Origin of the sequence: Streptomyces afghaniensis, from assembly GCF_044327915.1 — a bacterium.
Lineage (GTDB): Bacteria > Actinomycetota > Actinomycetes > Streptomycetales > Streptomycetaceae > Streptomyces > Streptomyces afghaniensis.
This window is the reverse complement of sequence record NZ_JBIRGJ010000001.1, coordinates 137,961-159,994: the sequence shown is the minus strand read 5'-3', so window position 1 is coordinate 159,994 and position 22,034 is coordinate 137,961. Positions and strand designations below refer to the sequence as shown.

Here is a 22,034-nt window from a genome sequence, read left to right as displayed (position 1 = left end):
GCGCCGAGAGGGCAATACAGGCAGGGGGGCGTACCGCATAGGCCGGGGGCGAACACAGCCCAAGTACCGGTGGTCACCGGTGTTTCAGAGGGTGCGCGGCGCGGGTGTCGCCGCGGCTGTCTTCAGCAGCGAAACACCTGAAGCACCGCCGATGGCTGCGTGCCTGCTGCGGCTCGGGATGGGACGTTCGACGCCGGGAGGCTGCCTGACGACAGTGCGGCGTACCCGTTCCCCTGGAGTCCACCCGCGGAAGCCCTCATGTCGGGCTCCACGACAGGCCGGTGGCGGTCACGGCCCGCCTGCAAGGCATCCGGGTCCTCGTGCTCCGCCGCACCACCGCAGGTGGCCATGGCGTCAGCACTGTCGTCGACGAGCAAGGTGGCGGACGACTCCGCGACCGAGAGTGACGCCCTCGCAGGTGCGGGTGAGAGCACGCCGATGAACGGCAGCGTCACCAGGAGGACGGCAAGCACCAGCACGACCAATTGCTTCCGGTCTCGCGCCACGTGCCACCTCCCGCCCGCTCTCGCCACTCGCTCTGCACGTGTGGCCCAGTGTGCTGGGAAGTCCCGGATCGTGGCAGGCCGCACTGTGCCGGGGCGCGCGTAGCGGGGCTGCGACAGGGCCCCCCAGGACGGGGCCGAGCGGGGCGGTTATCTGCTAGTCGTCCCGGCACGGGAAGAACAAAGGGCCCGACTCCGCAGAGTCGAACCCTCTCTGCCTCCAATCCAGGTCACGATCGCGATCCGTAGTTCCTCGCGGCAGCCCCACGCCCGGCGGTCCAGGACGTTCCTCTGCAGCAGGCTGAAGTACCGCTCCAGGGCAGCGTTGCCGCCGGCAGGACCGAGGCTTCGCTCCGGCACCGCTCCATGAGGCAGATCAGGTAGCGCAACGTACTCCACACGGTGTACCCGTCCAAGCCCCGAAAGCAGGTCGAGCAAGCTCACCGGAACTACAAAATGGCAGGTCAGACGCCCTTCGCTACTGGCTCTAGAACAGCAACACACTCAACGTGCGACGTCATCGGAAACAGATCGAACGCCCGCAGCGTCCGCACCCGATACCCACTGTCCCGGAAGTACCCCAAGTCCCGCGCCAACGCCGCCGGATCGCACGCCACATACGCGATCCGCCGCGCCCCCAGCGACGCCAGATGCTCCACCGTCTTCCGCCCCGCCCCGGCCCGCGGCGGGTCGAGCACGATCAGGTCGACCTCCGTGATCCCCGTCCGCGGCAACACGCTCTCGACCTTGCCCTGCTCGATCCGCACACGGTCGAACTCGGCGAGGTTGTGCCGCGCGTCCTCCACCGCCCGCTTGCCGGACTCGATGCCGAGGACCGCGCCCTGCTCGCCGACCCGGTCGGCGAGGGCGCCCGCGAAGAGGCCGACGCCGCAGTACAGGTCGAGGGCCATGTCGCCCTTGCGGGGCAGGAGGCCCTGCATGACGGCCGTCACCAGGGTGTCCGCCGCCTGCGGGTGGACCTGCCAGAAGCCGCCGCCCCCGACCCGGTACGTCCGGCCGTCCGCGCGCTCGCGGACGAAGGGGCGGCCGTGGACGCGGTGGACGCCGCCGGAGCGCTCGTCCACGCGCAGGACCGACACCGGGCGGTCGAGCTCGACCAGCGGGAGGCGCGCGCCCGGCTTCGGCGTGAGGATCACCTGGCGGTCCTGCGAACCCGTCGCCGCGATCGCCTCGACGGAGTCCATGCCCGTCCAGACCCGCTTCTCGATACCCAGCTCGCTGACGCCCTCCGCGGCGATCATGCAGTGGTCGATCGGCTCCACCTCGTGGGAGCGGTGCCGGCGCAGGCCCGCCCGGCCGTCGGCCGTGACCGCGTACTGGACGCGGGTACGCCAGGACGGGACCTGGCCCGCGGGCACCTTGTCACCCTCGGCGGGCATGACGGTGCCGTCCCAGCCGGCCTCCTCCGGTGTGAGCCCGGCGAGGTGCTGGAGCTGCTCCGCGATGACGTCGGCCTTCAGGCGCCGCTGCGCGCCCGGCTTGGCGTGCTGCCAGTCGCAGCCGCCGCAGCGGCCGGGGCCGGCGAACGGGCAGGGCACGTCGATCCGGTCCTTGGAGGCGTCCAGCACCTCCACCGCGTCCGCGCGCAGGAACCGGGCGCCCTCCTCGCCCTCCGTCACCCGCGCCACGACCCGCTCACCGGGCAGCGCGTGCCGGACGAACAGCACCTGGCCCTCGGACGTACGGGCGATGCAGTGGCCGCCGTGGGCGACGGGGCCGATCTCGACCTCGTACTCCTCTCCCACCAGCGACTTCCTCGGTTCTGCCTGCATGGTGGGGTGACTCCAAAAGCGTGAGGGGAAAACGGCCGAAGGAAAGCGGCCGGACAACAGCCCACCAGTCTACGTGGGTGCCGCCCGGCCGCTTCACACGAGCCGTCGTCTCACGACTTGTGCTCGGTGGACTCCTTCGACCGCACCTGTGCCGGCCCCCGCCGCACGGAACCCGGCGCGTTCCACTCCTGCTGCCTGCGGGCCCGCTTCTTGGCCGCCTCGGAGGACTGGAGCTGGTACGGCACCGAGGTCACCATGATCCCCGGCGTGAACAGCAGCCGGCCCTTCAGCCGCAGGGCGCTCTGGTTGTGCAGGAGATGCTCGTACCAGTGGCCGACGACGTACTCGGGGATGATCACCGACACCGCGTCCCGCGGCGACTCCTTGCGCAGTCCCTTGACGTACTCGATGATCGGCCGCGTGATCTCGCGGTAGGGCGAGTCCAGGACCTTCAGCGGGACGTCGATGCCGCGCCGCTCCCACTCCTCGCGCAGCGCCTTGGTCTCCGCCGGGTCGACGTTGACGCTCAGGGCCTCCAGGCTGTCCGAGCGCATCAGCTTGGCGTAGGCCAGGGCGCGCAGCGTCGGGCGGTGGATCTTGGAGATCAGGACGACGGAGTGGATCCGGGAGGGCCGTACGCTGTCGTCGCTCGGGCCTTCGGGAGCGGCGATCTCCTCGGCGACCCGGTCGTAGTGCTTACGGATGGCCGTCATCGTCGCGTAGAAGATCACCATGCCGAGCAGGGCGACCCACGCGCCGTGCGTGAACTTGGTGACGAGGACGACCACCAGCACGAGGCCGGTGAAGAAGGCGCCGAAGGCGTTGATGGCGCGCGAGCGGATCATGTGGCGGCGCTTGGCCTGGTCCTGCTCGGTGGCCAGGTGGCGGTTCCAGTGGCGGACCATGCCGGTCTGGCTGAGTGTGAAGGACACGAACACGCCGACGATGTACAGCTGGATCAGGCGGGTGGAGTCGGCGCCGTAGATCCCCACCAGGAGTCCGGCGGCGCCGGCGAGGAGCACGATGCCGTTGGAGAAGGCGAGACGGTCGCCGCGGGTGTGCAGCTGGCGCGGCAGGTAGCGGTCCTGGGCGAGGATCGAGCCGAGCAGCGGGAAGCCGTTGTAGGCGGTGTTCGCGGCGAGGAACAGCACCAGCGCGGTGGCCGCGGCCAGCACGATGAACAGGAAACTGCCCTTGCCGAAGACGGCCTCGGCGACCTGGGAGATCACCGGGTTCTGCACGTAGTCCGCGCCGAGCGGGACGCCGTTGTGGACGAGGTCGCGGGCCGGGTTCTCGGCCATGCGGACGTCGGTCGCGGCGGCCAGCGCGATGATGCCGCAGAACATGGTGACGGCGAGCAGGCCCATCATCGCGAGCGTGGTCGCGGCGTTCTTGGACTTGGGCTTGCGGAAGGCCGGGACGCCGTTGGAGATCGCCTCGACGCCGGTGAGCGCGGCGCAGCCGGAGGAGAAGGCGCGCAGCAGCAGGAAGACCAGGGCGAAGCCGGCCAGGCCCTGGTGCTCGGGTTTGATGACGTAGTCCGCCGTCGGTGCGCGCATGGTGTCGTCCAGGACCAGTCCGCGGAAGGCGCCCCAGGCGATCATGGTGAAGACGCCGGCGACGAAGACGTACGTCGGGATGGCGAACAGCGAGCCCGACTCCTTCACCCCGCGCAGGTTCATCAGCGTCAGCAGCACGATCACGGCGATCGCGCAGAGCACCTTGTGTTCGACCACGAACGGGATCGCGGAGCCCAGGTTCTCGATGCCGGAGGAGATCGACACCGCGACGGTGAGGACGTAGTCGACGAGCAGCGCGCTCGCGACCGTCAGGCCGGCTCGGGGGCCGAGGTTGGTGTTCGCCACCTCGTAGTCGCCGCCACCGCTGGGGTAGGCGTGCACGTTCTGCCGGTACGAGGCCACCACGGTGAACATCAGCACGACGACCGCGACCGCGATCCACGGACTGAAGTGGTACGCCGTCACACCCGCGATCGAAAGGACCAGCAGTACCTCCCCCGGCGCGTACGCGACGGAGGACAGCGGGTCGGAGGCGAAGACGGGTAGTGCGATGCGCTTCGGCAGGAGTGTTTCCCCCAGCCGGTCACTGCGCAGTGCGCGCCCGATCAGGATCCGTTTGGGCACGTCGGTCAGTTTGGACACAACAGTGGATCGTAAGCGTTCGATTGCGGGCTCGCCCACCCGCCACCCCCCAGAGGCGTTCCGTCTGCTCTCCGAGTGAATTCAGAGACTGCTGCGGCTGCGGATTCGGCGGGTCACCCGGATCCCATGCCTATATGACTAAGCCCCGTCCGTCCCCCGGCCGTTGCCGCCCCCTGGAGGTCCCGTGCACCCCACCGCAGAACTGATCGGCGCCACGGCCACACTGTTCGTCCTCGTAATCCTCACCGCGGCGAGCGTGCGGAGCATCAGCCGCCGAAAGGACGTGTCGCCGGGGACGCACTGGAGATAGCCCGCCTCAGCTCCCCCACCCCGGCAAGCAGCTCCTCCCGCCCGATGCTGTCCGCCCGGGTCGACGGGACCGTGCACGCGTACGCGCCGGCCACCGTGCCGTGCAGGGCGCACTGGTGGGGCGGGGCGCCCCGCAGCCAGGCGTGGAGGAACGCGGCGGCGAAGGCGTCGCCCGCGCCGTTGGTGTCGACGACCGGGGCCGGGGGCGTGGCGGCGGGTACGTGGGTCAGCTCGCCGTCGGCGAGGAGGTACGCGCCGTCCGCGCCGGCGGTGGCGACGACGGTCCGGGCCCTGCCCCGCTCGGTGATCCGCCGCATGGTCCGCTCCGGGTCGGCCAGGGCCGTGCTGGACAGGAAGACCAGGTCGGCCTGGTGGGCGAAGGACTCGTGGTAGGGATGGGAGCCGTCCCAGTCGTGCAGGTCGGTCGAGATCGTGATGCCCGCCTCGCGCAGGACGGGCAGCGCGTGCGCGCACGGCTGGGTGATGACGACATGGGCGTGCCGGCTGGCCGCGGCCAGCTCCCGCAGCGTGGCCTCGGGCAGCCGGTCCGTCTCAGCCGAGCGGGTGGCGTCGTACAGCGACAGCCGCCGGCCGTCGGGTCCGACGAGATTGACCGCACGCTTGGTGCCGAGCGGCTGGGGGACGGCGGTGAGCGCGATGCCGCGGTCCCGGTGCAGGGCGCGGACCAGGTCGCCCTCGGGGTCGTCGCCCAGCATGTCGATGTGGTGCGTGCGCAGCCCCAGCGCGCTCGCGGCCAGCGCGACGAAGTCCCCGCTCTGCCCCGCGCGCGTCACGATCCCGGGCCGGATCATGTGGCTGTCGGCGAACGGCACGGGCAGCTCGGGCACGTGCACGATCGTGTCCACGCCCGCGCCGCCCAGGACCAGGATGTCGATCTCGCTGCTCATGTCGGATTCCTCCCCCGCCGAGGCCCGGCAGGGCCCTCGGCAACCCCCTCGACTTTGCCGATACGTTGGAGTCGGGCAGTCGAACGCGGCACCGGCCCCGGAAGGCATCATGGCGTGATTCCACCGGCATGATGTTGCCTGGCGGCCCGCACTCAGGCCGCGACTGGTGCCTGGCGAGCCGAAAGAGAGACATGAGCAGGACATTGTTGACGGTCAGAGGGCCCGTAGGAAGCACGGTGTGACGCGATGCATATTGTGATCATGGGTTGCGGACGGGTGGGCTCCGCCCTGGCCCAGAACCTGGAGCAACAGGGCCACACGGTCGCCGTGGTCGACCAGGACCCCACCGCCTTCCGCCGCCTGGGCTCCTCCTTCGGCGGCCGCCGGGTCACCGGGGTCGGCTTCGACCAGGACACCCTGCGCGAGGCGGGCATCGAGGAGGCCGGCGCCTTCGCCGCCGTCTCCAGCGGCGACAACTCCAACATCATCGCCGCACGGGTGGCCCGGGAGATGTTCGGCATCGAGAACGTCGCCGCCCGCATCTACGACCCCCGCCGCGCCGAGGTCTACCAGCGCCTGGGCATCCCCACCGTCGCGACCGTCCGCTGGACGGCCGACCAGATGCTGCGCCGCCTGCTCCCCTCGGGCGCCGAACCGCTCTGGCGCGACCCCACCGGCGGCGTCCAGCTCGCCGAGGTGCACACCTCCCCCGCCTGGGTCGGCCACAAGATCAGCCGGATCCAGGAGGAGACCGGGGTGCGCGTGGCGTTCCTGACCCGGCTCGGCGAGGCGGTCCTGCCCACCTCGCAGACGGTGTTGCAGGAGGGCGATCTGGTGCACGTGATGATGCGCACCGACGAGGTCGACACGGTCGAGGCGGCGTTCGCCAAGGGTCCCGAAGAGGAGGGCGGTCACTGATGAGGGTCGCCATTGCCGGTGCCGGCGCGGTCGGCCGCTCGATCGCGGGCGAACTGCTGGAGAACGGCCACGAGATCCTGCTGATCGACAAGGCGCCGACCGCCATCTCGGTCGAACGCGTCCCGCAGGCCGAGTGGCTGCTGGCCGACGCCTGCGAGATCACGTCCCTGGACGAGGCGGCGCTCCAGCGCTGCAACGTCGTCATCGCCGCGACCGGCGACGACAAGGTGAACCTGGTCGTCTCGCTCCTGGCCAAGACGGAGTACGGCGTTCCGCGGGTGGTCGCCCGGGTGAACAACCCGAAGAACGAGTGGCTGTTCAACGAGTCCTGGGGCGTGGACGTCGCCGTCTCCACCCCGCGCCTGATGTCGGCCCTGGTCGAGGAGGCGGTGAGCGTGGGCGACCTGGTCCGCCTGCTCCGCTTCAGCCACGGCGACGCCAACCTGGTCGAGCTGACCCTGCCGGAGGAGTCGGCCCTGGCCGGCACGCAGGTCGGGGACGTCGAGTGGCCCGAGGACACGTCCCTGGTCACGATCATCCGCGGCAACCGCGTCCTGACGCCCTCCCGGGAGGACTCCCTGGAGGCGGGCGACGAACTCCTCTTCGTGGCCGCACAGGCCCGTGAGGAGCAGCTGGAGGACCTGCTGTCGGTACGCCGGGACAGCGCGGCGAGCTGACCGGGGCCCTGCGGTGAGCACGCAGGAAGGGGCGTCCCGGGTTTCCGGGACGCCCCTTCTGCCGGCTTCCTTCAGCTCTGGTGGAGGTTCACTGCTCGGCGGACCGGGCAGCAGCCTCCCGTTCCCTCTCCTCCGCGGCCTTCTCCTCCGCCTCCATCTCCGCGAACACGTCGATCGGCGCGGGCGCCTTCGCCAGGAAGACCCACGTGAGCCATACGGCGAGCAGGAACGGCGGGATCTTCAGCGCGATCAGGACCCAGCCCAGCTGTGTGGTGTCGGCCCACCAGTACAGCGGGAAGAGGATCGCGCACTTGGCGAGCAGGATCACGCCCCAGGCGTAACTGGCCTTCGTGTACGCCTTCTTACGGCCCGGGTTCCGCGTGCGCCAGGAGAGGTTCTCCTTGAAGACCGGCCCGAGCATCAGCCCGATCAGCGGGACACCGGCCAGCGCCGTGATGATGTACGCAAGGCCCAGGCCCAGCGTGTAGAGCATGCCGGGCAGGTAGAAGTCCTTGGCGTTGCCGGTCATCATCGCGAAGACGACACCGAAGGCCACGCCGAAGACACCGCTGAAGGCGTGCTTGACGGTGTCCTTCATCACCAGCCGGACGACGACCAGCACCAGCGACACGGCCAGCGCCGCGATCGCCGACAGGTGCAGGTCCTTGTTGATCGTGTAGATGGTGACGAAGAGCAGGCCGGGCAGCACCGTCTCGACCATGCCCCGCACGCCGCCGAACGCTTCGAACAGGGCGGCCTCGGTCACCGCCCGGGCGTCGTCCGCAGATGTCTCTTCGGTCGGCTTGTCGAGCGACGTCACCGGCTACTCCCGTCCGAGGGGTCTCAGTTCGTACTTGGGATTGAACAGCACCCGGCGGCCCCGGCTCATGGAGATCCGGCCCGATGCGATCAGCTTTCGCCCCGGCTCTATGCCCACGATGGAGCGCCGGCCGAGCCACACCACGTCCAGCGCGGCGGAGCCGTCGAACAGCTCGGCCTCCAGGGCCGGGACTCCGGCGCGCGGTCGCAGGGTGACCGTGCGCAAGGTACCAGTAACCGTCACTATCTGCCGGTCCTGGCAGTCGCCGATCCGGATACAGCCCGTGGTCTCGGTGTCCTCGCGCAGCTCCTCGGACTCCAGGTCCTCCTGTGACGAGGAGAGCCGGTCGAGCATGCGCCGGAACCGGCCCGCAGGCTTCTGCGAACGAGGAACAGCACTCATGTCTAGAGCGTACCGGGGCCCGCTGGAAGCCACGTACTGCCGTGGCGAGGACCTCACTTCTCGAACCGGTATCCCATCCCCGGCTCCGTGATGAAGTGCTTCGGATGGGAGGGGTCCGCCTCCAGCTTCCGCCGCAGTTGCGCCATGTACACGCGCAGATAGTTGGTCTCCGTCCCGTACGACGGCCCCCACACCTCCTGGAGCAGCCGCTTCTGCCCGACCAGGCGGCCGCTGTTGCGGACGAGGACCTCCAGCAGGTGCCACTCCGTGGGAGTCAGCCGTACGTCCTTGCCCGCGCGGTCGACCTTCTTCGCGGCCAGGTCGACGGTGAACTCGCCGGTCTCCACGATCACGTCCTCCTCACCGCCCCCGGCCGGCTCGGCCCGGCGCACGGCGGCCCGCAGCCGGGCCAGCAGTTCGTCCATGCCGAAAGGCTTGGTGACGTAGTCGTCGGCGCCCGCGTCCAGCGCCTCCACCTTCTCGTCGGAGGAGTGCCGGGCGGACAGCACCAGGATCGGCACCCGGGTCCAGCCGCGCAGTCCCCTGATCACCTCGACGCCGTCCATGTCGGGCAGGCCGAGGTCGAGGACGACCACGTCGGGGTGGCGGGCGGCAGCGAGCCGGAGGGCGGTGGCGCCGTCGTGGGCGGCGTCGACCTCGTACCTGCGTGCCCTGAGGTTGATCACGAGGGCGCGCACGATCTGCGGCTCGTCGTCGACCACCAGCACACGGGTCATGAGGCCTGCCTTTCCGGTTCGGCTGTGTGTTCCGCCGCACGGCGGAGCTCCGGGCGCGGTCCGGCCGCGCGGAGGGTGAGGACCATGGTGAGCCCGCCGCCGGGCGTGTCCTCGGCGTCGAGCGTGCCTCCCATGGCCTCGGCGAAGCCGCGCGCCACCGCGAGCCCCAGTCCCACGCCGACGCCGCGCGGGGCGTCGCCGTGGCGCTGGAAGGGCTCGAAGATGCGGTCCTTGGCCTCGTCGGGGACGCCCGGCCCCCGGTCGACCACCCGCACCTCGACCCGGTCGGCGAGCGCGCTGGCGGCGACCAGCACGGGCGTGCCGGACGGACTGTACTTGACGGCGTTCTCGACGAGGTTGGCCATGGCCCGCTCCAGCAGTCCGGGGTCCACGGCGACCATGGGCAGGGTCTCCGGGACGTCCAGGCCGACGCTGCCCTCGGGCACGCCGCCGAGCGCCATCGGCACCACCTCGTCGAGGTCGATCTCGCGGATGAGCGGGGTGACGGTGCCGGTCTGGAGCCGGGACATGTCGAGCAGGTTGCCGACGAGATGGTCGAGGCGGTCGGCGCCCTCCTCGATGCCCGCCAGCAGCTCCGCCCGGTCCTCCTCGGACCACTCGACGTCCTCGGAGCGCAGGGAGGTCACAGCCGCCTTGATCCCGGCGAGCGGGGTGCGCAGGTCGTGGCTGACGGCGGCGAGCAGCGCCGTACGGATGCGGTTGCCCTCGGCGAGCGTGCGGGCCCGGTCGGCCTCCTCCCGGAGCCGGCGGCGGTCCAGGACGACGGCGGCCTGAGCGGCGAAGGCGGCCAGCACGCGGCGGTCCTCGGCGGGCAGGACGCGGCCGGTCAGCGCGAGCGCCATGTGGTCCCCGACCGGCATGTCCACGTCCGCCTGGTCGGGCCGCTCAACGGGGCGTCCCCGCCCGACGCGGCCGGCGCAGGTCCACGGCTCGACGTCGCTCGCCCGTTCCAGCAGGGCGGCCGACTCCATGCCGAAGGTCTCCCGGACCCGTTCCAGCAGGTCCTCGAGGCCGGTCTCGCCGCGCAGCACGTTGCCCGCGAGGAAGGACAGGATCTCGGACTCGGCCCGCAGCCGGGCCGCCTGGTGGGTGCGTCGGGCGGCGAGGTCGACCACGGAGGCCACCGCCGCCCCGACGGCCACGAAGATCACGATGGCGACGATGTTCCTCGGGTCGGCGATGGTCCACCGGTGCAGGGGCGGTGTGTAGAAGTAGTTCAGCAGCAGGGAGCCCACCGCAGCCGAGGCCAGCGCCGGGAACAGCCCGCCGAGCAGGGCCGCCGCCACCGTCAGCGCCAGGAACAGCAGCATGTCGTTGGCGAGGCCGAGGTCGACGGCGCTCAGCAGCGCCGCCAGGGCCGGCGGACCGGCGACCCCGGCGATCCACCCCCACACCCGCCGGGACCGCCCGAGGCGCGCGCCCCGGGCCACCGGCAGCCCGCGGCCCTTGGCGACCTCGCCGTGGGTGACGATGTGCACGTCGAGGTCGGGCCCGGACTCCCGGGCGACCGTCGCGCCGACGCCGGGCCCGAAGACGTACTGCCAGGTCTTGCGGCGCGAGGAGCCCAGCACGATCTGGGTGGCGTTCACGCCTCGGGCGAAGGCGAGCAGCGCGGCCGGTATGTCGTCGCCGACGACGTGGTGGAACGTTCCGCCAAGGTCTTCGACCAGGGTCCGCTGCATCGCCAGTTCCTTGGGCGAGGCCGAGGTCAGCCCGTCGCTGCGGGCTATGTAGACGGCCAGCACCTCGCCGCCCGCGCCCTTCTCGGCCAGCCGCGCGGCCCGGCGGATGAGGGTGCGTCCCTCGGGGCCGCCGGTCAGCCCGACCACGATCCGCTCGCGCGAGCCCCAGATCGTCGACACCCGGTGGTCGCTGCGGTACTGGGTGAGGTAGGCGTCGACCCGGTCGGCCACCCACAGCAGCGCCAGCTCGCGCAGCGCGGTCAGGTTGCCGGGCCGGAAGTAGTTCGACAGCGCGGCGTCGACCTTGTCGGGCCGGTAGATGTTGCCGTGTGCCATCCGCCGCCGCAGCGCCTCCGGCGACATGTCGACCAGCTCGACCTGGTCGGCCCGCCGCACCACCTCGTCCGGCACGGTCTCCTGCTGCCGTACGCCGGTGATCGACTCGACGATGTCGCCGAGGGACTCCAGGTGCTGGATGTTGACGGTCGAGACGACGTCGATCCCGGCCGCGAGCAGTTCCTCCACGTCCTGCCAGCGCTTGGTGTTGCGGGAGCCGGGGACGTTCGTGTGGGCGAGTTCGTCCACCAGGGCGACCTGCGGACGGCGGGCGAGGACGGCGTCGAGGTCCATCTCCGGGAAGACGCCGCCCCGGTACTCCAGCTCCCTGCGCGGCACCTGCTCCAGCCCGTGCAGCATCACCTCGGTGCGGGGCCTGCCGTGGTGCTCGACGAAGGCGGCCACGCAGTCGGTGCCCCGCTCGACGCGGCGATGCGCCTCGGACAGCATCGCGTACGTCTTGCCGACGCCCGGTGCCGCACCGAGGTAGATCCGAAGGTTGCCGCGTGCCATGGCCTCATCGTCTTCCGGTCCGCTGCCTGCGCAGCGTCGAGCTTACGGCCGGGAAGAGCGGCACATCGGTGCCGGGCGCGTCCGCGGACCGTCTTTGACGGAACCCTGACGCGCCCGGCCGCTCAGAGCCTCACGCGGGGTTGTCGCCGTGGGTGAGGGTCTCCCAGGCGACGAAGAGGTTGTTGCTGCCTGCGGGACGGCCGCGCAGGGTCAGCGTCTCGGTGTTGGTCATGGCGTGTCCGAGACGGTTGGCCAGGGCGTTGTGGCCGACCTCGGGTATCGGCCCGAGCCCCGGCTTCAGTGAGCCGCCGCACAGCCAGCCGGGAGCGGCGGTACCGAGCTGGTACTTGGCGTGGAAGCCGAGCCCGTGCCGCAGCCGCTCGCCGACATCGCTTCCGTAGAGGTCCTGCCCCTGGATCCGGCTGGTCTCGGCGACGTGCGAGATGGCCGAGAGGCCGTACCCGGTGTGCGTGAAGTCGCGGCAGGTCTCCTGGCTGAGACCGTCGACGAAGGCCGACTGGCCCTGCCAGTACTTGACGATCTTCTCCCGGGTGTTGAGGTTCTGGCTGGGCACGGTCTTCGGCAGGTCGCCGTCGGAGGCCAGGTAGACGTAGGCGGCCGTGCGCGTGCGGAACTTCGCCATGGCCTTGTCGTACGACGCCTTGTCCTCCAGGAAGACGGAGATGCCGACGGCGGCCTCCATCATCGACAGCTCCCAGTTGCCGTTGGAGTTCGAGCCGTTGATCACCTCGGGCAGGTACACGGTGCGGAGCATGGTGGCGAAGCGGCCGGAGTGGGTCCACGTGCCGGTGTACGTGTACTTGATGATCTCGGCGGCCCTGGGCCAGGAGGAGCCGGCCCAGCCGGTCTGGAGAGGCGCGTTGCTGTTGGTGTGGTCGCGGATCACGGCGGACCAGGCGTCCATCAGCTCGATCGCCTTGCGCGCGTGCCGTTCGTCGCGGGTCACGTACCAGGCGAGGGCCTGGGTGTAGGCGGCGATCGCGTCCTCGCGTTCGTCGGTGCAGCCGTGGTCGGGGTTGGAGTACGAACCGCATTCGACGACCGCTCGGGGCTTGGGCGCGCGGTTCAGGTCGGCGTACTTGCTCGCCATCATCCGGTCGAAGGCGCCCTTCCAGGGCTGGGCGCCGGCGTTGACCTTGGAGCGCGTGAAGTCCAGCTGGCCCTTGGAGACGGTGACTCCGGGGTGGACGAAGGTACTGGGAGCGGCGTCGGCCGGCCAGGCGAGCACGCCGGCGACGAGGGCGGCCGCGGCCGCTAAGAGTCCGGTTCTGCGCATACGGGGGGCCTTCCGTTCTTGTATGTGAACGTCAAGCGCCTTTATGAACAGACGCGTTGGACGGAGACGGTAGGTACAGACCAATGCCCCGTCAAGGCTCCACGCACGAGAAAGGGCCGCACCCCCTGGGGAGTGCGGCCCTGCTGTCTCTGCGACGCTCAGCGAACCTCGGTGATCTCCGGTCCGCGCTGGAGCTGGCCCATTCCGCCGGCGAAACGGGAGCCCTCCTCCTGCTGGACACCCTCGGGAACCATCTGGGCGTCGTCGGGCAGCTTCAGGACGATCGGATCGCGCGGCGCCATGGGGCCCTCACCACGGACCACGACGGTGTCCCGGAAGATCTGCTCCAGCAGCCCGGCGGCCTGCGGCTGCACCGCGCCCTGGCCCGAGATGACCCCGCGCAGGAACCAGCGGGGGCCGTCCACACCGACGAACCGCACGACCTGGAAGCCGCCGGTGCCGTCCGGCAGCTGCACCGGCACCTGGGCTCGCAGCTCCCAGCCCAGCGGCCCTTCGACCTCGTCGACGATGCCGCCCTGCTGGGTGATGCCCGAGCCGATCTCCTCGCGCACCTCGGCCCAGATGCCCTCACGCTTGGGCGCGGCGAAGCCCTGCAGCTGGATGGCGCTGTCCCGCAGCACGACCGTTGCCGCCACGATCGCGTCACCCGCGACCTCGACCCGCAGCTCCATGCCGTCGACGCCCGGCACGAACAGACCACCCAGGTCGACCCGGCCCTCGGCCGGGTCGCGGACCTCGGAGCTGTCCCAGGGCCCGTTCGGCCGCGGCGCCGGTTCGAGCCTCAGGCGCTCGCTCTCGCCGCCCGCCTCACTGTCGACACCGTCGACGACCTGCTCGGCCTCGCCGGCCGCGTCCTCGGCGGCATCCCTCTTCTTGCGACGTCCGAACACGTCACTGTCCTTCCCGGTCGGATACGACCGAAGCGTATCGATTCCCACCCGCCTGACCGCCCAGGGCGGCCTGACCGCTTGTGTCGCTCGTCCCGTCCACCGCGGCGTGTCCTCCGGTGGACCCGAAGCCCCCCTCAGCCCGCGCGGAGCCGGGAAGCTCCGCCACCTCCTGGAAGCGGACCCTCTCGACCTGCTGGACGACCAGTTGGGCAATCCGGTCGAAGCGCTCGAACCGCACGGCCTCGCGCGGGTCGAGATTCACCACGATCACCTTGATCTCCCCACGGTACCCGGCATCAACCGTCCCCGGGGCATTCACCAGGGCGACGCCGCAGCGGGCGGCCAGGCCGGACCGGGGGTGCACGAAGGCCGCGTACCCCTCCGGGAGCGCCACAGACACCCCCGTGGGCAGCACGGCCCGCTCGCCCGGCGCCAGTCGGCACGCCTCGGTGGTCCGCAGGTCGGCTCCCGCGTCCCCGGGGTGCGCATACGACGGAAGCGGTACGTCCGGATCGACGCGCCGGATCAGCACGTCCACGGGCTGACGGCCCGAAGGACTCGTGGGAGTCATGGGTTCACCTCGAAGGCGCGGGTGCGCCGGACCTGGTCCGGGTCGTTCATGGCCGCCCGGATCTCCTCCTGGCGGCCGTGGTCGACGAAGTGGTCGACCTTGACCTCGATGAAGAGCGCGTCGGCGCGGACGGCGACGGGCCCGTCGGGACCGCCCACGCGTCCGGTGGCGGTCGAGTAGATCTTCCGCCCGGCCACCGCCGTCACCTCCGCCTCCAGATACAGCGTGGTGCCGACGGGCACGGGCCGCACGAAGTCGGTCTCCAGCCGTCCGGTCACCGCGATCGTGCGCAGCAGCCAGTTCAGCGAGCCGAGCGTCTCGTCCAGGGCGGAGGTGAGCACACCGCCGTGGGCGAGGCCCGGGGCGCCCTGGTGAGCGGGCTGCACGGTGAACTCGGCGGTGAGTGACACACCCTCGCCGGCCCGGGCCTCCAGATGCAGCCCGTGCGGCTGGTCGCCGCCACAGCCGAAACACTGGCCATAGTGCGCACCGAGGGGCTCACCGGGCGCCGGAGCGTCCGGATGCCGCACCGGTCGCACGGCGTCCGCCGGAGGCTCAAGAGCAGTGGAAGTACGACTCACAGCCGGAGACCTTACCCGCGCGTCGGCCCCTTCCGGACACCGTGTCAAGCTTGGCTCCATGCAGCTCTCCGCCGCCCCGTACGAAGAACGCCTGACCGCTCCCCGGTCCTGGTGGCTGATCTCGTTCCTGGTCGGGGTCTCCATGGCCCTGGTCCTGCTCCCGTTCGGCACACTGCCGATGCTCGGCGGCCTGGCCGGCGGCACGGCGGTCGCGGCCGTCGCCGCGAGTTCGTACGGCTCGGTCCGCATCCGCGTCGTGGGCGATTCGCTGATCGCGGGCGAGGCGAAGATCCCGGTGGCGGCCCTGGGCGAGGCGGAGGTCCTGGACGCGGAGGAAACCCGCGCCTGGCGCACCCACAAGGCCGACCCGCGCGCCTTCATGCTGCTGCGCGCCTACATCCCCACCGCCCTGCGCGTGGAGGTCACGGACCCGGAGGACCCGACTCCGTACCTGTACCTGTCCACGCGCGAGCCGGAGCGCCTGGCGGAAGCTCTGAGGGCTGCGCAGCAGGCCTAGCACACTTGCGCGGGGGTTCATCCGGCGGCTGACGGCAGACCGACGGCGCGCACACGCACCGCCTCAGCGTCCGTCCTCGCGCTTGTCGTCTCTCTCGTCGAGGCGGCCCAGGGGGTCGTGGGTGATCTCGCCCATCTCCAGGGCGTCCGCCGGACGTTCCAGGGCGGGGAGTGCCTCCAGGGCTTCCCAGGGCACCTGGATCTTGCGCAGGTCCTCGCGGATCCGGGCGGCGAGCTTTCTCGTCTCGCTGCGGTTCATGGCCGCCCCGACGGCGGCGCCCACCAGGAACGGCACCAGGTTCGGCATGCTGCGGATCATCCGCTTCATGATCCGCTGGCGCAGCTCGCGCTTCATGCGGCTGTTCAGCGCCGTGCTCAGCGTCGACGGCTTGGTCGCCTCGATCCCGCGCTCCCCCGACCACGCGTCGAGGTACGCCGTGCTGCGCTGCTTGAGGTTGCCGGACGGCCGTACGCCGTAGACCTCGTGGAGTTCGGCGATCAGCTTCAGCTCGATCACCGCGACGCCGGTGACCTCGGCGGCCAGTTCCGTCGGCATGGCGGGCGGCACGGGAAGCATCGCCGCCGCGCCGATGCCCGCTCCGACCGTCGCCGTCGCCTTCGCCGCGCCCGCGACGAGCTTGTCCGCGAGCTCTTCGGGCCCCAGGCCCGGGAACTGCCTGCGCAGGGTGGCAAGGTCCCGCACGGGGACGCGCGGGGCGAGTTCGATGATCCGGTCGGCGAGGTGCGCGAGCCCCGCACGGGCCCGTTCGCCGCCCTTGCGGGCGCCTTCCCAGGCCCTCTCCCGGATCGCCCCCGCCCGTCGTCGAGTGACGGGTGCGGGGACGTCCACGGACGCCGGGAGGTCACCCCGGTCCACTGCCGGTTCGAGCGAGGCCGTCCCCGTAGCGGTTGAGCCTCGCTCGTCGTCACGCGCGCCGTACCGCGGGCCGTCGGTCGGCCCTTCGTCCGCCTTCCGCTTGGAGAAGCGGCGCTTCCAGGGAGGGGTCGAGCCAGTCACGGCCGACCCGCCCTCAGTCGCAGTCGCGGCAGATCGGCTGACCGTTCTTCTCCCGGGCCAGCTGGCTGCGGTGGTGCACCAGGAAGCAGCTCATGCAGGTGAACTCGTCCTGCTGCTTCGGGAGCACTCGGACTGCCAGCTCCTCGTTCGAGAGATCGGCGCCGGGCAGTTCGAGGCCTTCGGCGGCCTCGAACTCGTCGACGTCCACTGCGGAGGCCGACTTGTCGTTCCTCCGAGCCTTCAGCTCTTCGAGGCTGTCCGAGTCAACGTCGTCGTCGGTCTTGCGTGGAGTGTCGTAATCGGTTGCCATGTCGCTCTCCCCCTCTGGGTGTCTGCGGTGTCTCCAGCGCACGTAACGCGTGAGAGGCCGGACTTGTGCCCGACCTGAGGCGGAGATTTTGCCTCACATCAAGGTCTGTTACTCAATCGACACCCAACCGGACTCCTCACGAGTGATCGGCTTGGATGGCGATGGGGACCGTACACGGTCCGAATGCCGCACTACAAAGGCGTCTCACCGTGTACTTCCCGTGATCAAGACCCCCGAAAACCGGGATTTTCCCGGCTTTCCGACAGGGTGCATGATCACGGAGAGTAGATGGCCAGAAAGGCGCACCTGTGATCGATCACACACGGGGCCCTCGCGGTGCGATCTCGAAAATTCAGCGCAAAGCGAACATCCCCGTGTGCCGCCGAATTGATCGGCGACATGATCTCAGATGGGCAGCGTGACTCGCATCACGAGCCCACCCCCTTCGCGCGGCTGTGCGTAGATGTGCCCGCCGTGCGCCCGGGCCACGGACCGGACGATGGACAGACCGAGTCCGACGCCCTTGTCGCTGCCCGTGCGCTCCGTACGCAGCCGCCGGAACGGCTCGAAGAGGTTGTCGATCTCGTACGCCGGCACCACCGGCCCCGTGTTGGAGACGACCAGGACCGCCTGGCCGTGCTGGACGTCGGTGGTGACCTCGACCCAGCCGTCCTCGGCCACGTTGTAGCGCACGGCGTTCTGCACCAGGTTGAGCGCGATCCGCTCCAGCAGCACGCCGTTGCCCTGGACGACCGCGGGCTTCTGCTCGCCCCGGATCTGCACGCCCTTGGCCTCGGCCTCGCCGTGCACCTGGTCGATGGCCTGCTCGGCGACCTCGGCGAGGTCCACCGGGCCGCGCTCGACGACCTGGTTGTCGCTGCGGGCGAGCAGCAGCAGGCCCTCGACGAGTTGCTCGCTGCGCTCGTTGGTGGCCAGCAGCGTCTTGCCGAGTTGCTGGAGTTCCACCGGTGCGCCCGGGTCGGACAGGTGCACTTCGAGGAGCGTGCGGTTGATCGCCAGCGGTGTTCTCAGCTCGTGCGAGGCGTTGCCCACGAAGCGCTGCTGGGCCGTGAAGGCGCGTTGCAGCCGCTCCAGCATGTCGTCGAAGGTGTCCGCCAGCTCCTTCAGCTCGTCGTCCGGACCGTCCAGCTCGATCCGGCGGGACAGGTCGGAGCCCGCCACCGCGCGGGCGGTGCGGGTGATCCGGCCCAGCGGCGACAGGACCCGGCCGGCCATGGCGTAGCCGAAGGCGAAGGCGATGACCGCCAGACCGAGCAGCGCCAGCAGCGAGCGGCTGAGCAGGTTGTCCAGGGCGTTCTGGCGCTGCTCGTTGACGCAGTGGTTCATGGCGTTGTTGAACTCGCTGGGCGAGGCCTGGTCGGGCAGGTTGCAGATGTCGCTGGTGACCTTGCCCTCGACGATCTTGAACGGCAGCTCGCTGCCCACGTTCAGCGCCTCCGCGGCCAGCAGGTAGATGATCGACAGCAGCAGGATGCCGGCGATCAGGAACATGCCGCCGTAGAGCAGCGTGAGCCTTATGCGGATGGTCGGGCGCAGCCAGGGCAGCGGCGGCGCGGGCCGCCGGGGGTCCCAGGTCGGCTTCGGGGGCGCCTTGGGAGGCGCGGGAGTGGTGGCCACGGTCGATCAGATCCGGTAGCCGGAGCCGGGGACGGTGACGATCACGGGCGGCTCGCCGAGCTTGCGGCGCAGGGTCATGACCGTCACGCGGACGACGTTCGTGAACGGGTCGGTGTTCTCGTCCCAGGCCTTTTCCAGCAGCTGCTCCGCCGAGACGACGGCGCCCTCGCTGCGCATCAGCACCTCCAGGACGGCGAACTCCTTGGGCGCGAGCTGGACCTCCTTGCCGTCGCGGAAGACCTCGCGGCGGTTGGGGTCGAGCTTGATCCCGGCCCGCTCCAGGACCGGCGGCAGGGGCACGCTGGTGCGCCGGCCGAGGGCGCGCACGCGCGCGATGAGCTCACTGAACGCGAACGGCTTGGGCAGATAGTCGTCGGCGCCGATCTCCAGGCCCTCCACTCGGTCACTGACGTCGCCGGAGGCCGTGAGCATCAGCACGCGCGTGGGCATGCCGAGCTCGACGATCTTGCGGCAGACGTCGTCGCCGTGCACGAGAGGGAGGTCACGGTCGAGGACGACCACGTCGTAGTCGTTGACGCCGATGCGCTCCAGGGCGGCCGCTCCGTCGTACACGACGTCGACGGCCAGAGCCTCCCGGCGCAGTCCGGTGGCCACCGCATCGGCGAGCAGTTGCTCGTCCTCGACGACGAGTACGCGCACGTCCCTGGTCCTTCCTCATGTCCACCCGCGCAGCGCCGCACAAGGCGCAGCCGGGCAGGGGTCTTCGACGGTGTGTTGGTGTGTTGCCCTCCATCCTGCCCTTTTCGGCCATAAGTCGGAGGTAAGGCGGGTGAGAGGCGGAGCCCGGCGCGGAATAAGAGATTTTCTCCCGCGGTTAGGTTTCCGCGGAAGGGAGCTTGGGGAGGACGGCTTTACATCCCACGATCACGCTCTGCTGGCACCGCACCACCATGCGGTGCGCGTCAACCCGCTTTGCCGCAGGGCGGGCGTGGGTGTCCGGCACCGTCGCCGCCCAGCTGAGCGGCGCTGGGCATCCACCGGAGACGTGATCGTCCCTTCCGAACGGCACACCCCCGTGCCAACGACCCACGACCCAGGACGAGGGGGCGCAGCATGGACGCATTCACCGCAGGACTTCTGCAGCGCATAAGGGCGACCGAGTCCGATCTGTCCCGGGCTCGCGACGAGGGCGACGACTTCCTCGTCGAGGTGGAGCAGGGCGAGCTCGACGACCTGCGCCGTCTCGCCGCCGAGCACGGTGTGGAGGTCAGCGCGACGAGCGTCTGATCAGTCCGTACGGAGCGGGCCCCGGCGAATCCAGCGCCGGGGCCCGCTCCGTCGTTTCCGGAGGTCAGTCGTGCCAGGCGCCGAAGTCCTCCAGGAGGCGCTGGAGGGGCTCGAAGACGCCCGGGGTACCGGCGACTGCCAGATCCCCTGACGGGCGCTCTCCGGGGCGTCCACCGGTCAGCGCGCCCGCCTCCCGGGCGATCAGGTCGCCCGCCGCGAGGTCCCAGGCGTGCAGGCCGCGCTCGTAGTAGCCGTCGAGGCGTCCGGCTGCCAGGTCGCACAGGTCGACCGCGGCCGAGCCGCCGCGCCGGATGTCGCGCAGCAGCGGGATCAGCCGCTGGGCGACCTCGGCCTGGTGGGCGCGGACCTCGTGGACGTAGTTGAATCCCGTGGAGACCAGCGCCTGGTCCAGGGGCGGCGCGGGGCGGCAGGCCAGCCGGCGCTCGCCGTCCCAGGCGCCGGTGGCCCAGGCACCTCCGCCGCGCACGGCGTGGAAGGTCTCGCCGCGCATCGGGGCCGCGACGACTCCGACGACGGTCTCGCCGTCCTGCTCGGCGGCGATGGAGACGGACCAGGTGGGCAGCCCGTACAGGTAGTTGACCGTGCCGTCGAGCGGGTCGATGACCCAGCGGACGCCGCTCGTGCCCTCCGTGGCTGCGCCCTCCTCGCCGAGGATGCCGTCGTCCGGGCGGCGCTCGGCGATCAGGCCGGTGATCAGCTTCTCGGCCGCGATGTCCATCTCCGTGACGACGTCGATGGGGCTGGACTTGGTCGCGGCCACCGCGAGGTCGGCCGGGCGGCCGTCCCGCAGCAGCGCGCCCGCGCGCCGGGCGGCCTCCAGGGCGAGAGAGAGCAGGTCCTGGTGCAGGGGGTCGGTCACGGGGCTCCTCACGCGTAGGTGCTGTCGGCGCCCGCGGCGGCGGGGCGGGGGGCGCGGGCCGGGCAGCAGCCGGCCGGGCAGAGGTGGTGGCTCGCCCCGAGGGCACCCAGGGCGCAGGGGGTGACCTCCTGCCCGCGCTCGACGGCGGCGCGCTCAACGACGAGCTCGCGGACCGCGGCGGCGAACCTCGGGTCGGCGCCGACGGTGGCCGAGCGGCGCATCGGCAGCCCCAGCTCCTCCGCCTTGGCCTTGGCCTCCGTGTCGAGGTCGTAGAGGACCTCCATGTGGTCGGAGACGAACCCGATGGGGGCGATCACCACGGCCGGGACACCGGCCGCGTGCCGCTCCTCGAGGTGGTCGCAGATGTCGGGCTCCAGCCACGGGATGTGCGGGGCGCCGGAGCGGGACTGGTAGACGAGCTGCCAGGGGTGGTCGACGCCGGTGCGCTCCCGGACGGCGTCCGCGATCAGCTTCGCGACGTCCAGGTGCTGCCTGACGTACGCCCCGCCGTCGCCGTGGTCCTCGACGGGCCCGGAGGTGTCGGCGGAGGCCGTCGGGATCGAGTGCGTCGAGAAGGCGATGTGCGCCCCGTCCCGGACGTCCTCCGGCAGCTCGGCGAGCGAGCCGATCACCCCGTCGATCATGGGCTCCAGGAAGCCGGGGTGGTTGAAGTAGTGCCGCAGCTTGTCGACCTTCGGGAGCTCCAGCCCCTCGGCCTCCAGAGCCGCGAGCGCGTCGGCGAGGTTCTCGCGGTACTGGCGGCAGCCCGAGTAGGAGGCGTAGGCGCTGGTGGCGAGGACGAGGATGCGACGGCGGCCGTCGGCGACCATCTCGCGCAGCGTGTCCGTCAGGTACGGCGCCCAGTTGCGGTTGCCCCAGTAGACCGGCAGATCCAGGCCGTGCTCGGCGAAGTCCTTGCGCAGGGCGTCCAGCAGGGCGCGGTTCTGGTCGTTGATCGGGCTGACCCCGCCGAAGAGGAAGTAGTGCTGCCCGACTTCCTTGAGGCGCTCCTTGGGGATGCCGCGCCCGCGCGTCACGTTCTCCAGGAACGGGACCACGTCGTCCGGGCCTTCCGGGCCGCCGAAGGAGAGCAGGAGCAAGGCGTCGTAGGGGCTGACATCGCGCGCGTCTGGCATGAGTCGATCCTGCCACCCTGCACTGACAGCCGGGAAACGGCGGGGTGACACCTGCGCGGCGGACGGCCCGAAGTAGGCCTTGACCGGTGCGTCGGGCGCACCCCGAGGCGTAATCTGTGTCGACTGCGTTCGCAGCTTACTGAGCCT

Annotated in this window: 21 protein-coding genes; 4 read left to right on the top strand and 17 right to left on the bottom strand. The window is 70.9% G+C overall.

Annotation, left to right across the window (positions count from 1 at the left end):
- Positions 1–967: 967 nt before the first annotated feature.
- From ACH4G3_RS00665 to ACH4G3_RS00655, 3 genes are all read right to left on the bottom strand, one after another.
- A complete protein-coding gene (locus ACH4G3_RS00665; RefSeq protein ID WP_397622386.1) occupies positions 968–2,296 on the bottom strand; it encodes a class I SAM-dependent RNA methyltransferase in 1,329 nt (442 codons plus the stop codon).
- A 110-nt stretch (positions 2,297–2,406) separates the two neighbouring features.
- Entirely contained in the window at positions 2,407–4,458 is a 2,052-nt protein-coding gene (locus ACH4G3_RS00660; RefSeq protein ID WP_397622385.1) for an APC family permease, read from the bottom strand.
- Between the two features lie 266 nt (positions 4,459–4,724).
- Positions 4,725–5,675: an adenosine kinase gene (locus ACH4G3_RS00655; protein WP_397622384.1), complete on the bottom strand. Its 951-nt coding sequence runs from the start codon at positions 5,673–5,675 to the stop codon at positions 4,725–4,727.
- Between the two features lie 246 nt (positions 5,676–5,921).
- Between ACH4G3_RS00655 and ACH4G3_RS00650 the strand changes: the two genes are divergently transcribed.
- On the top strand, positions 5,922–6,593 hold the full coding sequence (locus tag ACH4G3_RS00650) for a potassium channel family protein (protein WP_307177885.1): 672 nt from the start codon (positions 5,922–5,924) through the stop codon (positions 6,591–6,593).
- On the top strand, positions 6,593–7,270 hold the full coding sequence (locus ACH4G3_RS00645; protein WP_397622383.1) for a potassium channel family protein: 678 nt from the start codon (positions 6,593–6,595) through the stop codon (positions 7,268–7,270). Before ACH4G3_RS00650 ends, ACH4G3_RS00645 begins: the two co-directional genes overlap by 1 nt.
- An 88-nt stretch (positions 7,271–7,358) precedes the next feature.
- Here the strand turns inward: ACH4G3_RS00645 and ACH4G3_RS00640 are convergent, their stop codons facing one another.
- The 8 genes from ACH4G3_RS00640 to ACH4G3_RS00605 all read right to left on the bottom strand — a co-directional run bounded on the left by ACH4G3_RS00640 (position 7,359) and on the right by ACH4G3_RS00605 (position 15,141).
- A complete protein-coding gene (locus tag ACH4G3_RS00640) occupies positions 7,359–8,090 on the bottom strand; it encodes a DUF3159 domain-containing protein (RefSeq protein ID WP_397622382.1) in 732 nt (243 codons plus the stop codon).
- Positions 8,091–8,093: 3 nt separating this feature from the next.
- Positions 8,094–8,492 carry an OB-fold nucleic acid binding domain-containing protein gene (locus ACH4G3_RS00635; protein ID WP_078602751.1) on the bottom strand — a complete coding sequence of 133 codons (399 nt, stop codon included), beginning with the start codon at positions 8,490–8,492 and terminating at the stop codon, positions 8,094–8,096.
- 53 nt (positions 8,493–8,545) lie between these two features.
- The gene (locus ACH4G3_RS00630) at positions 8,546–9,229 is read right to left on the bottom strand and encodes a response regulator (RefSeq protein ID WP_354745691.1); all 684 of its coding nucleotides are present in this window, start codon (positions 9,227–9,229) and stop codon (positions 8,546–8,548) included.
- A complete protein-coding gene (locus ACH4G3_RS00625; protein ID WP_397622381.1) occupies positions 9,226–11,781 on the bottom strand; it encodes a sensor histidine kinase in 2,556 nt (851 codons plus the stop codon). Before ACH4G3_RS00625 ends, ACH4G3_RS00630 begins: the two co-directional genes overlap by 4 nt.
- Positions 11,782–11,911: 130 nt before the next feature.
- Positions 11,912–13,078, bottom strand: a complete 1,167-nt coding sequence (locus ACH4G3_RS00620) for an alginate lyase family protein (protein ID WP_397622380.1) — start codon at positions 13,076–13,078, stop codon at positions 11,912–11,914.
- Between the two features lie 158 nt (positions 13,079–13,236).
- Positions 13,237–13,989: a DUF3710 domain-containing protein gene (locus ACH4G3_RS00615; protein WP_397622379.1), complete on the bottom strand. Its 753-nt coding sequence runs from the start codon at positions 13,987–13,989 to the stop codon at positions 13,237–13,239.
- 1 nt (position 13,990) lies between these two features.
- On the bottom strand, positions 13,991–14,560 hold the full coding sequence (dut, locus tag ACH4G3_RS00610; RefSeq protein ID WP_397622378.1) for a dUTP diphosphatase: 570 nt from the start codon (positions 14,558–14,560) through the stop codon (positions 13,991–13,993).
- A complete protein-coding gene (locus ACH4G3_RS00605) occupies positions 14,557–15,141 on the bottom strand; it encodes a PaaI family thioesterase (RefSeq protein WP_397622377.1) in 585 nt (194 codons plus the stop codon). The genes dut and ACH4G3_RS00605 overlap by 4 nt, the downstream gene beginning before the upstream one ends.
- Before the next feature lie 58 nt (positions 15,142–15,199).
- On the opposite strand from ACH4G3_RS00605, the gene ACH4G3_RS00600 reads away from it, so the two are divergent.
- Positions 15,200–15,658, top strand: a complete 459-nt coding sequence (locus tag ACH4G3_RS00600) for a DUF3093 domain-containing protein (protein WP_397622376.1) — start codon at positions 15,200–15,202, stop codon at positions 15,656–15,658.
- Positions 15,659–15,721: 63 nt separating this feature from the next.
- On the opposite strand, the gene ACH4G3_RS00595 is transcribed toward ACH4G3_RS00600, so the two are convergent.
- The 4 genes from ACH4G3_RS00595 to ACH4G3_RS00580 form a co-directional block, all read right to left on the bottom strand.
- Complete coding sequence (locus tag ACH4G3_RS00595) at positions 15,722–16,675, bottom strand: hypothetical protein (RefSeq protein ID WP_397622375.1); 954 nt, start codon at positions 16,673–16,675, stop codon at positions 15,722–15,724.
- Positions 16,676–16,688: 13 nt separating this feature from the next.
- Positions 16,689–16,985 (bottom strand): DUF4193 domain-containing protein, encoded by a 297-nt coding sequence (locus ACH4G3_RS00590; RefSeq protein WP_003993510.1) that lies wholly within the window; start codon positions 16,983–16,985, stop codon positions 16,689–16,691.
- 405 nt (positions 16,986–17,390) lie between these two features.
- The gene (locus tag ACH4G3_RS00585) at positions 17,391–18,623 is read right to left on the bottom strand and encodes a sensor histidine kinase (RefSeq protein ID WP_397622374.1); all 1,233 of its coding nucleotides are present in this window, start codon (positions 18,621–18,623) and stop codon (positions 17,391–17,393) included.
- A gap of 6 nt (positions 18,624–18,629) precedes the next feature.
- On the bottom strand, positions 18,630–19,283 hold the full coding sequence (locus ACH4G3_RS00580) for a response regulator transcription factor (protein ID WP_020270563.1): 654 nt from the start codon (positions 19,281–19,283) through the stop codon (positions 18,630–18,632).
- A gap of 414 nt (positions 19,284–19,697) precedes the next feature.
- Here ACH4G3_RS00580 and ACH4G3_RS00575 point away from each other — a divergent pair, with 414 nt between their 5' ends.
- The gene (locus tag ACH4G3_RS00575) at positions 19,698–19,871 is read left to right on the top strand and encodes a hypothetical protein (protein ID WP_167407432.1); all 174 of its coding nucleotides are present in this window, start codon (positions 19,698–19,700) and stop codon (positions 19,869–19,871) included.
- 64 nt (positions 19,872–19,935) lie between these two features.
- Here ACH4G3_RS00575 and ACH4G3_RS00570 read toward each other — a convergent pair whose 3' ends face one another.
- Entirely contained in the window at positions 19,936–20,751 is an 816-nt protein-coding gene (locus ACH4G3_RS00570) for an inositol monophosphatase family protein (RefSeq protein ID WP_397622373.1), read from the bottom strand.
- 8 nt (positions 20,752–20,759) lie between these two features.
- Positions 20,760–21,887, bottom strand: coding sequence for a ferrochelatase (locus ACH4G3_RS00565; RefSeq protein ID WP_397622372.1), 1,128 nt, complete (start codon positions 21,885–21,887; stop codon positions 20,760–20,762).
- Between the last annotated feature and the right edge of the window lie 147 nt (positions 21,888–22,034).